Genomic DNA, 13312 nt, shown 5'->3' on the forward strand with positions numbered 1-13312 from the left:
TTACTCCAATACTGCTTGGTCGATACTTTCCGTCGGGTTGATCAGATCATCCCGGCGCTGAAATGGCTGCCGCGTCTTTTGGGTCAGGGCTTTACCTTTTTCCTTGGGGTTCTCAGTCGTGCCATATAGTTCCAGATGTAACATCGATATGTCCAAGTTGTTCAGTTTTCCAACGTTACCCAGTTTTTGTCCGCGTTTCACGTCGTCGAGCGCCTTCACCGTGATGCCTTTTTTGGCGACCTCGCCATAGCGGGCGATAAACGTGCCGTGATTCACTTCAATGACCCAGGTACCTTCATAAAACGCGTAGACTTGCAGAACCACCCCATCCGCCATCGCGCGTACCGGCGTACCCACTGGCGCGTAAAGGTCAATACCGGCATGCTTGCGTGTTCCGCCGCTGCGGTTGGAACCAAAGCGCCGTGCGCCATCATGGTAAGACTCCTCAGGGCGCTTCTCAAGAGGGAAAAGTAACCCAGGAATCGTCTTTTGCATCTTGGTCGCTGGCGGTGGCGGTGGCGGCGGTGGAGGTGTTTTCTTTGCGACCGCTTTGGGATGCCCTTTTTCGCTACGGGTTTTTTCGGCCTCAACCGACGCTGCCGATGCAGTGGGCTTTTGGGCCGCCGGCGGCGTCGCAGGCGATGAGGCGGCAGCGGGTGACGCTGCGGCGGCAGGCGGCGACGGGGCAGCAGCAGGTGACGGCGCCGCAGCAGCAGGCGTCGAACCCGCCGATGGCGTGGCCTCTGTTGCTGTGACCTTTGCTTGCTCAACCGATGTCTGCGGCGCAGCCTCCGCAGCAGGCTGTGGAGGCTCCACGGGCCCAGCAGCATTGACCGGAACTGGCGGCGGCTCCGCCGGCGACGTTTCTGACGAGGCAGCGGATGGTTCGACTGCCACAGACGGCAGCGCCTGCAGCCTGTCCCATATCGCCGAATTTTTATCGAGTTGATCGGGTTCGGTCGGCTTGATGCTAGTGAATTCCGGGCGATTCGCAGGTCGCTCCACCTTAGGTGCCGGTTTCGGCGGCACGGGCGCGGGAGGCGCCTTTTTTTCAGCGGGAGGACCTTTATGCTCATCCGTCGAGGTGGTGGTCTTTGCCTTCGGGCTCAAGAATGCCAGAGTGGCGTCCACATCCTTCATCACCCCGGCTTTTAACAACTTATACCCACCGGACAACTTGGCAACCCATATGTGATACTGGTCGCCCGCACTGAGTCCATGGACGGGCGGCAAAACACCTTTGTCGTCAGTCTTGGCGGATGCATGCGGTTTGCCGTTCTTCTCCACCTTTACATCGAGGCCGGCAATCGGCGCGCCCGTCTTCTTTTCGGCGAACGCGAGGTTCAGTTTATTGCAGCATCCCAGGTCGTAATCGGCCAATAATTCAACGTAGTGGGACACGGTGGTCTTCAAGCCATCCTGCGCGTCAATCGCACCGTTTGACTTGAGAAATTGCGCAACCCCCGGATGCTTATCGTTACCGAAGCCCTTCAAGTGAGCACCCGCGATGATGCCCGACTCGGTGATCTTGATGCCTTTGATCGTCTTGCCGATATAAGCATCGAGCTTCATTTTCTTCATCCGCTTGCACAGCAGTTCCACCCACTCCTTGGCCGCAACGTCCTGCGCCTGCTCGCTGCCCAGGAAATCGCTACGCTGCTTGATGCCGTGCTTGCCGGTCCACTTGCCGTCCCAATCGTTCTCCTTGGTGCCGTCCGCGGTGTAGTACCCCAGATCCACCAGCGCACTTTCGCCAAATTGATACTTGCCGATATAACCGGCGTAATTGATCACTTGAGTGTTTTTCCCCGCTTCGCGCTGGAATAACGCTTTAAGGAATGCGTCGATATCTCCCTTGCTCATAACAAACCGTCTTTAAGGTGTATTTTTCGAATGATCCAGCAGCGTCTTTTCTGCTGGCGATGGGTCACCCAGGTACTCGTCCTTGCCATCCAGGTGCAACCGGGCCAGCATGGTTTTCGAGGAAGGCGCATACAACAACGCCAGATTTGTCTCGTCGCAGGCATGCGCCTGGCAGGCTTCGTAGTAGACATATTGGCGGCCACTGTGCTGGTCCTGCACGATGGTTGGATCCGGTTGCGGGCCGCTGATGAGGCGCTTCTTCAAAGGAACAGCCGGTTTCGCGGATTTCGCCAGTGTCGATTTGGCCAGCAAGGCATCAAACGCAAGATCAAAGTCTTTTTGATAGTGGTTCTTCCCATCCACCGGACTTTTTTTGTTCATCAATAAGCTGAATAATTGCGTGTTGTATGCGGCGATCGCCGCTTGGTCTGCCGCCGGCTGCCCGCTGCCCGATTCTGCGGCAGTGCAGGCCCCCAATGTCGACAGCAAAAGGCTGGTACACAATACCGTTGCCAGCGCCAACTTGTTCTTAGTCATATTCGGAATCCTCTAAAATTTCCCATTCGCCATCGCCAACCAGCACAGTCACCTTCTCCGATGCCGGCGTAAATAGACGTGCTGTACGGCCAAATTGGTCTAAATTACCTTTCAGCAGCGTACCGTCCTGCCGCTGTATCACATAAGCGGCCCCCGCCGCAGCTGCAGTGTCCTCAAACAATCCCGCCGCGTCCACCCGCGTGCTGTAAATCTTTTCTCCGGCAGCCACGTCAACCGGGCCCAGACTTGGTAGATGCGGCAATTCCGGAGCACCTTTTGCCGGCCCCGTCATCTCCTTCATCGACGCCTTGAACGTCATCGTCCCCGGTCCATGGATCATGATGTTGCCGCCCTCGAGCTTCAGGTAAGCGCCCTGCGCCGTCAGCATCACATGCTCCTTGGCCGCCACGTTGACGCTCTTGCTCACGCTGGCCACGGTGACCAGCTTGTCGGCCATCACCTTGGTAACGTCCGACTGGCTCTGTACGCTGACCTTGCCGCTTGCCGCGTGCAATTTAATGCCGGTTTCCTGGTTCGGCTTGTCGGCGCTGCTGGCTTTGCCATAGGTGAACAGACTGATGCCGTCCTTCACCAGATGCGCGCTGTTGCCCTGCGCCGCGAAATTCACATCCTGTCCGGCAGCGATGCTCGACGTCGCGCCCGCGCGCACAATCGCGCTGGCCGGCGTGGTGGCCGCGATGCCGGCCGGGCTGGACAATTGCAGATGCGGCTCGCTGTACGCCGTCACCCGCCCGGCGCCGCCCGCGTCGCCGCCGCCGCCCGCCTGCGTGCCGGCCACCACCTTGGCCGCGTCGGCCATGCCCACGAGCGCGGGCAGCTTCTCCGCGGCCGGTTCATCGGCGCCCTTGCTGTCCTTCAGCCTGGCGTTGTGCTTCTGCGCCGTTTCGGCCAGGCTCTGCTGCAACTGCCGGCCGGCGTCGATCTGCGCCTGCGCTTCGCGGCTGTCAAGCTGCGCCCCATTGCCGCCATTGCGCGCATCGGTCGACAGCAACATGCCCTGGCCGGCGCGCAGCGCGGCGCTGTGTTCCGTCTTCAGTTCGGCGCCGAAGCCTGCCGTCTGCAAGCGCTGGTTATCGGTCTGATGGCGCAAATGACCGAGATTCAGTTCATCGGTGCCGGCGTGCGCGGCCGCATGCCGCTGCAGCGCCACGCGCGGCTCGCCCGGCGTGTCGTCGAACACCATCTGGCTGTAGGGGCCGCTGCCGGCCTGGCTGCTCGCCATGGCCTGCGACTTGATGCCCGACAGCACCGCGGGATGCGCATGCGCACCGCCGTCGCCGGGGAACCAGGCCGGCGCATTGCCGGTCGCCACGCCGGCGCCCTGGCTGACCTGGTTGTGCTGGGCATCCGCCTGCCCCCTGCCGTTGTAGACGCTGCCGATCACCACCGGCCGGTCGATATTGCCGTCGATGAAATCGATCAGCACTTCGCTGCCGACGCGCGGCACCGCCACCGCGCCCCAGTTGGCGCCGGCCACCGAGGCCAGCGACGTGGCGATCCGCACCCAGGTGCCGGCCTGGTCGTCGCCGGGCGCGCCGACATGGCCGTCCGGCGCCGGATGGTTCAGGCGGCTGTGGCTCTGCTCGCCCCGCTGCCAATGGAACTGCACCTTGATGCGGTGGTCGCGGTCGGTATGAATGACCGCGCCGGCGGGCCCCACCACGACAGCGGTCTGCTGTCCGCGCACGGTCGGCTTGGGGTGCAGCACGCGGCCATGGCCGTCGACATCGCTGCTACGGTAAGGCACGTCGCTGCGGATGGCGTCGATGCGGTTGCGGTACAGCGGACGCTCGCCCTTGTCCTGCCCGACCGCGTGCAGGCTGCCCGATTGCTCCTTGCTGACCGTTTGCGCCAGCGCGCTCAGGCCCAGCATGCCGGCCACCTGATGCTTGATGTCGGTGCTGAGATTGTTGTGCGCCAGGTGCAGCACGCGCAAGACGACAAACGTACGCTCGCTGTCGTCGGCGGCTTGGTCGAGCTGGGCCTGGCCGCTCAGCGTGAAGGTCGTGCCGGGCGCCAGCGTGCGCACCGTGCCCGCACCCACGTGCGTCTCGCGCAGGACTTCGATGGCTTGCAATTGCCGGTCGGCGATGCGCTGGCCCTGCTCGCGCGACGGGTAGGCGTAGGCGCCCGGCGTGTCGCGGCTGGTGTGCGGCACGTCGCCGGTCACCTCGCCGGCCGCGCCGACCGGACGGGTGCTGTTGGTGCGGTAATCCCAGCTGGCCAGTTCGACCGCGTCCGGCGCCCAGCGCGCTTCGGTGCGCCAGCGGTCCATGCTGTCCTCGCGCATCACCGCGCCGGGCTGGCTGAAACGCACCACCGGCTGCGGGTTGGGCTGGAAGCTGCCGTTGTGGTCCGCGATCACCATGACGTGGCCGCCGAGGGTATCGCTGTCCGGCGCGCCGCTGTGTTCAAAGTAATAGAACAGGCCCTCTTCGCGCATCAGCCGTTCGGCGAAGTCGAAATTGGATTCCTGGTACTGGCAGGTCAGCGAGCGCACCGGATAGGCGGCCGGGTCCTGCACGTCGAAGCGCCAGTCCGGCACCAGCTTGCCGACGCCCTGCCAGCCCTGGAACAAGGCCGACAGGATGTCGAGCACGTTCTTGTCCTGGAACACGCGGCTGTCGCGGCCGTGGCGTAAAAAGCTGTACCACGGGCTGATCGTGAGCGCATAGCGCGCCAGGCCGCCGTCGGCGCCCAGGATGCTGGTCTCGGTGATGTGACCGTGAAAATAACGCGGGCCGCCGGGCAGCGCGGTATCCAGCTCCAGCAAGGCGGGCTGGCCCAGCAGCGATTTCAGCGAAATTTCCGCATCGACCGACAGTGCCGTCACTTGCAGCGCATAGCACTGGCTGATGCCCTCTTCTCCGCGCAGGCATTCGACCACCAGGGCGTCGGCGCCCAGCGGGGTGGTCAGGCGGAGCAGGCGCGTCGCTTGGGTAAAAGTGTTCAGAAGTTCTAGCATCATGCGAGAGTTGGCAATTTATCATGCTCGGGCTTCGCATTACACCTGAGAAGTTCATTTCAGGCAAGAGTGATTCAATTGAATCGGGGGCTCCCCAAGCCCCTCGGGAAGGTCAGCGCAGCGCCAGCTGGCTGCCGGGGCGGCGCGCGGCAGGCGCCGCGCCTTCGTTGATCTTGAACACGCTGACGGTCTGCTGCAATTGGCTGGCCTGGTCCTGCAGCGACTGGGTCGCGGCGGCCGCCTCCTCCACCAGCGCGGCGTTCTGCTGCGTCACCTGATCCATCTGCGCCACCGCCTGGTTGACCTGGTCGATGCCTTCGCTCTGCTCGCGGCTGGCGGTGGCGATCTCGCCGACGATCTCCGTCACCTGGTGGACGTTGCCCACCAGCGTGGTCATGGTGTTGCCGGCCTGTTCCACCAGCGTGGTGCCCAGCTGGATCTTCTGCACCGAATCGTCGATCAGCACCTTGATCTCCTTGGCGGCGGAGGCCGAGCGCTGCGCCAGGTTGCGTACCTCGGTGGCGACCACCGCGAAGCCGCGGCCCTGCTCGCCCGCGCGCGCCGCCTCGACCGCCGCGTTCAGCGCCAGGATATTGGTCTGGAAGGCGATGCCGTCGATCACGCCGGTAATGTCGACAATCTTGCGCGAGGCGTCGTTGATGGCGTTCATGGTGGAGACCACCTGCTGCATCACCTCGCCGCCCTGGGCCGCGGTGTTGGACGCGCCCTCCACCAGCGAGCGCGCGTGCTGCGCGTTCTCGGAGTTCTGCCGGACGGTGCTGGTCAGTTCCTCGATCGAGGCGGCGGTCTCTTCCAGCGAGCTGGCCTGCGTCTCGGTGCGCGCGGACAATTCCATATTGCCGGCCGCCAGTTCCTGCGAGCCGGAATTGATCACCGCCGCGCCATTGCGCACGCGCGACACGGTCGACAGCAGGTCGCCCTGCATGCGCTGGATGGCCTTGAGCAGCCGCTGGATCTCGTTGTCGCCCGAGGCCTCGATGGTGGCAGTCAGGTCGCCGCTGGCCACGCGGTCGAGCTGCTCGACGGCGCCTTCCAGCGGCAGCAGCACGGTCGAGCGCAGCATCAGGTGGGTGGCGGCCACCACGCCCAGCGCGATCAGCAAGCCCAGCGCCACCAGCCACATGACGATGCCGTATTCGCTGGCACGCTTCTCGGCCAGCGCCGTGACCTGCTCATCGCCCAGCTTCTGGAATTTCTCCAGCGCCGCCGAGAAGGCCGCGCCCACCGGCGTCAGCTCCTTGGAGTTGATGGCCGAATAGGTGGCCGTGTCATCCTTGACCAGCGCGTCGGCCGCGCGGTCCAGCACCGCCGACAGTTTGCGGCCCGATTCGAGCAGGTCCTTCTTCAGCTGCGCATCCTGGCCGGGGAAGGCCGGCGCCTTTTCAAACTTGTCGAGGAAGTCCAGCGTGCGCTGGTAGGATTTCTTGGCGCTGCCCAGCGCGGAATCGCGCTCGGCCTTGTTGTCGCTTTCCTTCAGCGCGGAATAGCCGCGCGTCAGCGCCGAGCGGGTGCGCGTGGTGTCCTTGTAGGCGTCGTTGATGGTGATGATCTGCGAGGAGATCGCGTGCACCTCCGCGATCGACTTGTTGGACTGCTGCAGCGCGAAAATGCCCAGGCCTGCGCCGGCGAGCAACATCGCAGTAAACAACACCAGCACGCCAAGCAAGCTTGCCCGCACAGTGACCTTATTCATCCCGCCTCCAAAGATTGATATTTCCAATAAGAAATACTATATCAAATTTCAAGGTTTTCTGATCCGGGAGGGCGCCGGCTTCAGGCAGGTTTATGCACCATCAGCCAATAAACCACCAGCAAACCGGCGAAGGCGGGGAAGCCAAGCGCGGTCCAGATTTTTTCGTAGCGCCAGTAGCGAGCCGGCAGCGTCTCGCCGCTATGCGCCGCATGAACGGCCATGTCGCGCATCCGCAGCTGCAGCCAGACCACCGGCAGCCAGCAGGCGCCGGCCAGCAGATACAGCGCCATCGACCACACGATCCACGTCGCCGTGAACGGGAAGCCCGCCAGGTGGATCATCCACAGTCCGGACAAGGGCTGGATGATGATCGCCGGCGTGGTGAACCACCAGTCGGCCCTGGCGACCAGGCGCGTCACCACCGCCATCGCCTGCACGTTGCCGCTGCGATTGACGAAGAACATGTAGAACGCCGTGCCGAAGCCGGTGCCGAACATCAGGGTGGCCGACAGGATGTGCAGCCATTTGATCGCGAGGTAGTCCATTATTTGCTCACTCTCCACATCAACAACATCAATGCCAGCAAGGGCAGGTTCTTGCTCAGCGGGCCGAAAGGATGCAGCCAGAACTCCGGCAGGCACACGCTCATGATGACGGTGTAGCCGCCGGCCAGCGCCAGCTGCGCCGCCCACAGCCAGCGGCGCGGCCGCAGCAACAGCAGCGCGCCCACGGCGGCGTCCATGAAGCTGGCCGCCAGCAGCATCGGCTCTTGCAAGGCGGCCGGCACGCCGCAGGCCGCCAGCCATGACATGCTTTGCGCATGCGGCCAGCCGAACCAGGAGACCCAGGCGGTGACCAGCCACAGCAGCGCGACCGCCATCGTGATCAGCGGCGCCGCCCATGTCCAGACGGCGCCGATGCGCTGCGATGGCCGTGCGAAGCGAGCCGGATCGCGCAGCGGGCGGCCCAGCATCGCCGCGATGGGAGCCGCGTCGGCCGTGTTGCCGCCGTCGGCGCTTTGCTCCAGCATCCGCAGCGAGTCCGGCGTCAGCGCGCTCGATGGTATCCATGCCGCCACGCGCGCGGCCGTTCGCGCCAGCGGCATCGGCAGGTCCAGCACCAGCGAGGGCGCCGCTTGCATGCCGCCGCGCAGCGCGTCGAGGTAGCCGGCCAGTGTCATCGCGCGCGGGCCGACCGCATCCAGCTCGCGCGGAGCCTCCTCCGCCGCCAACTCGCGTGGCGCCCCGGCCCCCGCCAGCTCGCGCGGCGCGTCGTCGCCGGCCATCGCCAGCCGCGCGATCAACGCCGCCAGGTCGTTGATGTGGATCGGCTGTACCTTGGCCTTGTGCGCCATCGGCAGCATCAGCACCGGCAAGGTCGCCAACGCGCGAAACAGGACGCTGCTGGCGCCTTCCTCGCCATACACCAGCGAGGGCCGGACGATGGTGGCACAGAGCGTGCGCGCCAGCAGATCGGCGTCCGCCGCACCTTTGCTGCGCCAGTAGGCGGTCACCGCGTCCGCACGGCTGCCGAGCGCGGACAGCTGCACCACGCGCCGCAAGCCGAGGCGCTCGCAGGCGCCGAACAGGGCGACCGGCGCGGCGTGGTGCAGCAGGTCGAAATCGCCGGCTTGTTCCTCGCGGAGGATGCCGACGCAATTGACCACCGCATCCACGCCGGCCAACAGCGGCAGCCAGTCGTCTTCGCTGATCATGCGGGCGAAGTCGATCTCGATCCAATCATCCGGATGCTCATCTTGCGGGCGGCGGCGGCTGGCGCCAACCGTCGTGCAGCCAGCGGCGCGCAAGGCCCGCAGCGCATGGCCGCCGACCAAGCCTGTCGCGCCAAGTACCAGTGCTCTCATGTCATCCTCCAATCAGGCCAGGCTGCGCAGCGCGCCTTCCAGTTGCGGATGGCGGAACGCGTAGCCGCCGGCCAGCAGCCGCGCAGGCGCGACGCGTTGGCCTTCCAGCAGCAGGTCGGACTGCTCGCCCAGCATCAGCCGCATCGGCCAGCCCGGCGTGGGGAAGCCGTATGGACGATGCAGCACGCCCGCCGCCACGCGGTTGAAGCGCGCTTGCGTGAGGCTCTCCGGCGCCGTGAAGTTGAAGGCTCCCACCTCGCCCGAGCGGCACAGGTGCGCGATGCCGCCGATCACATCGTCCACATGGATCCACGACAGCCATTGCGTACCACCGCCCAGCGGTCCGCCCAGTCCCAGCTTGATCGGCAAGAGCATCATCGGCAGCGCGCCCTGCGTGCCCAGCACCAGCCCGAAACGCGTGCAGGCCACGCGTACGCCGTGGGCCGCCGCGCCTTGCGCCGCCTGCTCCCATTCGCGGCACAGGTCGGACATGAACATGGGCTGCGGGCCGTCGCCCTCGGTCAGCACGGTATCGTCGCCGCGCCGCTGCGTGCCGTAGTAGCCGATCGCGGAGGCCGAGATCAACTGCGCCGGCTTGTGTTCGGCCGCGGCGATCCAGGCCACCAAGTTGTTCGTCAACGCGACGCGGCTGGCGCGCAACGCGGCGCGGCGTGCGGCGGTCCAGCGCCAGCCCAGGATGCGGGCGCCGGCCAGGTTGATCACGACATCGATGCGGCGCGATGCCGGCAATTGCGCCATGCTGTCCACGCAATCGACGCGGCCATCGAACAGCCACGCGGCTTGCCGCGCCTGGCGGGTCAGCACCGTCACCCGATGGCCGTCGCGCAGCAAGGCGCGCACCAGGCGCTGGCCGATAAAGCCGGTGGCGCCGGTCACCAGGAAGCTGCGCTCCGGCGCACCGAAACCCGGCTCCGGCGTGGCGCCCTCACGCAGCGCCAGCTGGCCGAGGGCCCGTGCGGCAAACGCGTCGCGCATGCCGGACAGGCCGACGCCCACGCCGCACACAGCCAGGAACACGCTCAACGCGCCTTGCGGCTGCCAGGCCAGCGCGGTCGGCATCGCCCACCACTCCGGCGTGTTCAGCGCCAGCAGCGCGATGAAGGCGCCGCCGTTCATCGCCAGCACGGTGTGGGTCACGCGCTCGGTGGCCGGCAGCAGGCGGGTACGGTCCTCCACCACGAAGTCCCACAAGGTCAGCACGATCTCGATCGAGAACACGGCCAGCAGCACCAGCGCCCACGCGCCGTGGAAGGCCCAGCCGGCAAGGCCGATGAACAAGGCGCTGTAGATCAGCGCGCGCACCGCGTGGATGGTCAGCTCGCGCCGGGCGGTGGCGCGGCCAGGCAGCGCCTCGGTCAGCTCGTGGTGGTACAGGGTGTCGAACGCGCCAAGGCAGCCTTGGGCGGCCATGAGCTGCAGTGCTATCAGATGGGTATTCATGCTGTGACCTCGCGAAATACGCCTGCTTGTGTGAAGGTGGTGCCGAACAGCGCGTGCCGGATCTCGATCCGGATGTCGAACTGGTTGGCGTGGTTGTTGCGGTGGCAGAGGAAGGTCTTGCCCGGGGTGAGCACGCCCGGCAGCGGTATGCGCACGCCCAGCACCTCCCAGAAATAGCCGTCGCTTTCGAAGTGCAGGTTGCCGTCGCGGACGTCCAGCAGCAGCTTCATGCCCAGCCCCATGCCGACGTATTCGAGCACCTCGCCTTTGCTGCTCTCGGCCATGAAGGAGGTGAACATCACCGGCTTGCGGCCGTTGAGGCGGTAGATGCGCTGCTTGAAGATCGAGGCGCAATTGGGCTTGGAGTAGACCTGGATGTCGACCGGGAAGTCGGCGTCGTTGTAGGGCATCAGCGCGCCCTGGATCAGCGGCATGGTCAGGTAGCCCAGCAGCCGCCCGATGCGCGAACACGTCAGCTCGGACAGGCTGCCGCTGTAGTTGAGCGGCTTGCCCGGCAGCGGATTCTTGTCGAAGCGCGCCTGGATATCCGGATGCAGCCGGCGCCATTCCGGCCCCAGGATTTTCTTGAACAGCTCACCTTCGGAAGGGATCGTCATGGCACCGCCTTGTCTGTTGTTTCTGTCAAAACAGAAATACCGCATCAAAAAAAGGGCCCCGGAAGGCCGTACGGGTCAGTCTCCGCCCAGCAGCCGCGCCACTTTGCCGCCCATCTTCAGGAAGCGCTGCATGGTGGCGGGTGGCAGGTGTTTGTAGTCGCCGTAGGTGGCGGTGAGCATTTCGAGAAAGTCCAGCACCTGGTCCATCTTGACCTTGGTGGCCTGCTCCAGCGCCGGATCGTTTTCCGCCTCGGCCGCGCATTCGCGCAGCACGGCCAGCGTCGGGTCGATCTCGCGCTTCTTGCGCTCCTCGACGATGACGCGAAAGATTTCCCACACGTCCTGCAGGGCGACGAAGTGGTCGCGGCGGTCGCCGGCCACGTGGCTGATGCGCACCAGCCCCCAGCCCTGCAGCTCCTTCAGGCTGTTGCTGACGTTGGAGCGCGCCACGCCCAGCGTGTCGGCGATCTCCTCGGCCGGCAGCGGGCGGTTGGCCAGGAACAGCAGCGCGTGGATCTGCGCCACCGTGCGGTTGACGCCCCAGCGCGTGCCCATCTCCCCCCAGTGCAGGATGTACTTCTGGATGGTCGGTGCGAGCGTCATGGCATTTCCTTTATTTCTGTCGTTACAGAAATCATAGAACTATGCCGCCCGAAAGTCAAAGGCTATTCCGTATGCCCTCGCAGTCGGTAGGATGCGCCATGTAATTGCTGAGCCAGTCGTACACGCGGTTGGCCTTGGCCGAGATCGCGGCATCGAAGCCGCGCGCGGCCAGCAGGGCGATGCCGTTGGTCTCGCGCAGCACGCCCGGCGCCACCCGCAGGCCGTCGCCCACGCGGCTCACGCACCACGGCGTCAGGCGTTCCTCCAGCAACGGCGCCAGCACCAGGTTGTGCGAGGAGACGATCACCGTACCCCGCTGCGACAGCGTGTGCAGCAGCGCCGCCGCCGCCGAGATCGATTCCAGGTGGTTGGTGCCGCGGAAGATCTCGTCGATGATGAACACCGCCGGCGCGCGTTCGGCCAGCGCCAGCAGCTCGTGCGCCCGGCGCAGCTCGGCGATGTACAGGCTCTCGCCGCCTTCGAGCGCATCCTCGCTCTGCATGCTGGAGTGGACCGGCAGCAGCGGCGTGACGGCCTGCTGCGCGTAGCAGAAGCCGAAGGCGCGGGCGACGATCAGGTTCAGGCCCACCGTGCGCAGCAGCGTGCTCTTGCCGATGCCGTTCTGCCCGGAGATAAAGGCGCCCCGCCCCGCCAGCGCGAACGACAGCGGCTCGGCCCGCGCCAGCAAAGGATGCACGACTTCCTCAAGCTTGAGCTCGCCGCCCTGCTGCGCCCAGCAGTGGCGCGGTGTCTGCGCGAGGTGACGCGCCAGCGCCAGGTCGGCCTCCAGCGCCGCCACGCGCTCAAAGCTGGAGCGCAGCAGCGCCAGCTGGCCGCGCACCGTATCGCGGCTGGCGTAGTAGTGGCGCACATTCATCTGCCACAGCCAGTCGCGGTATTCGCGCACGCCGGGCAGGTTGCCGACCGCCGACTGGCTCAGCTTAGAATTGAGTTTGCCGGCCTGCGCGGCATCGTCGCGCAAATCGGCCGTCAGCGGATCGTCCAGCGCGGCCAGCAGGCCGTGGCTGCGCAGCAGTTGCTGCAGCGTGGCGCGGACGCGGTCCCATTCCTCGATCGCTTCGTGATGGAGCACCTGCACCGCCATCAACGCCATCCACAGCGCCACCACCACGCCCCACAGCGCCACCACGCCGGTGACCAGCGCCAGCACCACCGACAGCAGCAGCGCCGGTGGCAGCCACGGCAACAGCTTGATCCAGCGCGGCGACGGCGGTAGCGGCGCGCCGAACAAGGTCTCGCTGACCTCGCGGTCGGCGCGGCGCAGGCCGTTACAGGCCGCGTGCAGGCGTTGCCGTTGTCCGGCGTCCTGCGCCAGTGTCCGCACCCGGACGGCGGACGCGGCCACGGCACCGCCATCCGCGTGCAAGCGCCGGTGCAGCTCCTGCTGGCCGAAGATGCTGGTCTCCTTCGCCAGCAGCGCGCTGTATTGCGGCAGCAGCATGTCGTCCCAGGTCTGCGCGTCCAGCACGCTGTCGCCGGGGTGCGCGGTGCGCCGGTACAGCGCGACGTCGCTGGCGACAAAGGGGTAATCGGTGACCGGCGCTTCGGCGGGCAGCAGCAGGCGGGACAGGCGGTCGAACAGGCTCATGCGGTACTCGGGTGGTGGCGACAGTACGCCACATGGTCACGCTTGCCGTTTTATCAAG

The 13312-nt window shown here is 65.6% G+C and carries 10 protein-coding genes; all 10 read right to left on the bottom strand.

Going from position 1 to position 13312, the window contains the following annotated elements:
* Positions 1 to 1863, bottom strand: a complete 1863-nt coding sequence (locus tag ACUJB0_RS16660) for a M23 family metallopeptidase (protein ID WP_444846178.1) — start codon at positions 1861 to 1863, stop codon at positions 1 to 3.
* A gap of 12 nt (positions 1864 to 1875) precedes the next feature.
* Positions 1876 to 2400, bottom strand: coding sequence for an Ivy family c-type lysozyme inhibitor (locus ACUJB0_RS16665; protein ID WP_444846179.1), 525 nt, complete (start codon positions 2398 to 2400; stop codon positions 1876 to 1878).
* Complete coding sequence (locus ACUJB0_RS16670; RefSeq protein WP_444846502.1) at positions 2393 to 5386, bottom strand: type VI secretion system Vgr family protein; 2994 nt, start codon at positions 5384 to 5386, stop codon at positions 2393 to 2395. Before ACUJB0_RS16670 ends, ACUJB0_RS16665 begins: the two co-directional genes overlap by 8 nt.
* Positions 5387 to 5498: 112 nt before the next feature.
* Positions 5499 to 7100 (bottom strand): methyl-accepting chemotaxis protein, encoded by a 1602-nt coding sequence (locus ACUJB0_RS16675; RefSeq protein WP_444846180.1) that lies wholly within the window; start codon positions 7098 to 7100, stop codon positions 5499 to 5501.
* 80 nt (positions 7101 to 7180) lie between these two features.
* On the bottom strand, positions 7181 to 7645 hold the full coding sequence (locus ACUJB0_RS16680; RefSeq protein WP_444846181.1) for a DUF2269 family protein: 465 nt from the start codon (positions 7643 to 7645) through the stop codon (positions 7181 to 7183).
* Positions 7645 to 8964 carry an SDR family oxidoreductase gene (locus tag ACUJB0_RS16685; protein WP_444846182.1) on the bottom strand — a complete coding sequence of 440 codons (1320 nt, stop codon included), beginning with the start codon at positions 8962 to 8964 and terminating at the stop codon, positions 7645 to 7647. The genes ACUJB0_RS16680 and ACUJB0_RS16685 overlap by 1 nt, the downstream gene beginning before the upstream one ends.
* Positions 8965 to 8976: 12 nt before the next feature.
* Positions 8977 to 10425, bottom strand: a complete 1449-nt coding sequence (locus ACUJB0_RS16690) for a TIGR01777 family oxidoreductase (RefSeq protein WP_444846183.1) — start codon at positions 10423 to 10425, stop codon at positions 8977 to 8979.
* The gene (locus ACUJB0_RS16695) at positions 10422 to 11042 is read right to left on the bottom strand and encodes a DUF4166 domain-containing protein (RefSeq protein WP_444846184.1); all 621 of its coding nucleotides are present in this window, start codon (positions 11040 to 11042) and stop codon (positions 10422 to 10424) included. Before ACUJB0_RS16695 ends, ACUJB0_RS16690 begins: the two co-directional genes overlap by 4 nt.
* 75 nt (positions 11043 to 11117) lie before the next feature.
* Positions 11118 to 11645, bottom strand: a complete 528-nt coding sequence (locus tag ACUJB0_RS16700) for a GbsR/MarR family transcriptional regulator (RefSeq protein ID WP_444846185.1) — start codon at positions 11643 to 11645, stop codon at positions 11118 to 11120.
* Positions 11646 to 11700: 55 nt separating this feature from the next.
* On the bottom strand, positions 11701 to 13254 hold the full coding sequence (locus ACUJB0_RS16705; protein ID WP_444846186.1) for a MutS-related protein: 1554 nt from the start codon (positions 13252 to 13254) through the stop codon (positions 11701 to 11703).
* Between the last annotated feature and the right edge of the window lie 58 nt (positions 13255 to 13312).

This window comes from Duganella caerulea (assembly GCF_040362985.1).
In the GTDB taxonomy this organism is placed as follows: Bacteria; Pseudomonadota; Gammaproteobacteria; order Burkholderiales; family Burkholderiaceae_D; genus Rugamonas; species Rugamonas vulcania.

Bases quoted from the DNA above. Each gene is read 5' to 3' on its own strand.
- ACUJB0_RS16660 (WP_444846178.1), bottom strand. From the start codon at position 1,863: ATGAGCAAGGGAGATATCGACGCATTCCTTAAAGCGTTATTCCAGCGC.
- ACUJB0_RS16665 (WP_444846179.1), bottom strand. From the start codon at position 2,400: ATGACTAAGAACAAGTTGGCGCTGGCAACGGTATTGTGTACCAGCCTT.
- ACUJB0_RS16670 (WP_444846502.1), bottom strand. From the start codon at position 5,386: ATGCTAGAACTTCTGAACACTTTTACCCAAGCGACGCGCCTGCTCCGC.
- ACUJB0_RS16675 (WP_444846180.1), bottom strand. From the start codon at position 7,100: ATGAATAAGGTCACTGTGCGGGCAAGCTTGCTTGGCGTGCTGGTGTTG.
- ACUJB0_RS16680 (WP_444846181.1), bottom strand. From the start codon at position 7,645: ATGGACTACCTCGCGATCAAATGGCTGCACATCCTGTCGGCCACCCTG.
- ACUJB0_RS16685 (WP_444846182.1), bottom strand. From the start codon at position 8,964: ATGAGAGCACTGGTACTTGGCGCGACAGGCTTGGTCGGCGGCCATGCG.
- ACUJB0_RS16690 (WP_444846183.1), bottom strand. From the start codon at position 10,425: ATGAATACCCATCTGATAGCACTGCAGCTCATGGCCGCCCAAGGCTGC.
- ACUJB0_RS16695 (WP_444846184.1), bottom strand. From the start codon at position 11,042: ATGACGATCCCTTCCGAAGGTGAGCTGTTCAAGAAAATCCTGGGGCCG.
- ACUJB0_RS16700 (WP_444846185.1), bottom strand. From the start codon at position 11,645: ATGACGCTCGCACCGACCATCCAGAAGTACATCCTGCACTGGGGGGAG.
- ACUJB0_RS16705 (WP_444846186.1), bottom strand. From the start codon at position 13,254: ATGAGCCTGTTCGACCGCCTGTCCCGCCTGCTGCTGCCCGCCGAAGCG.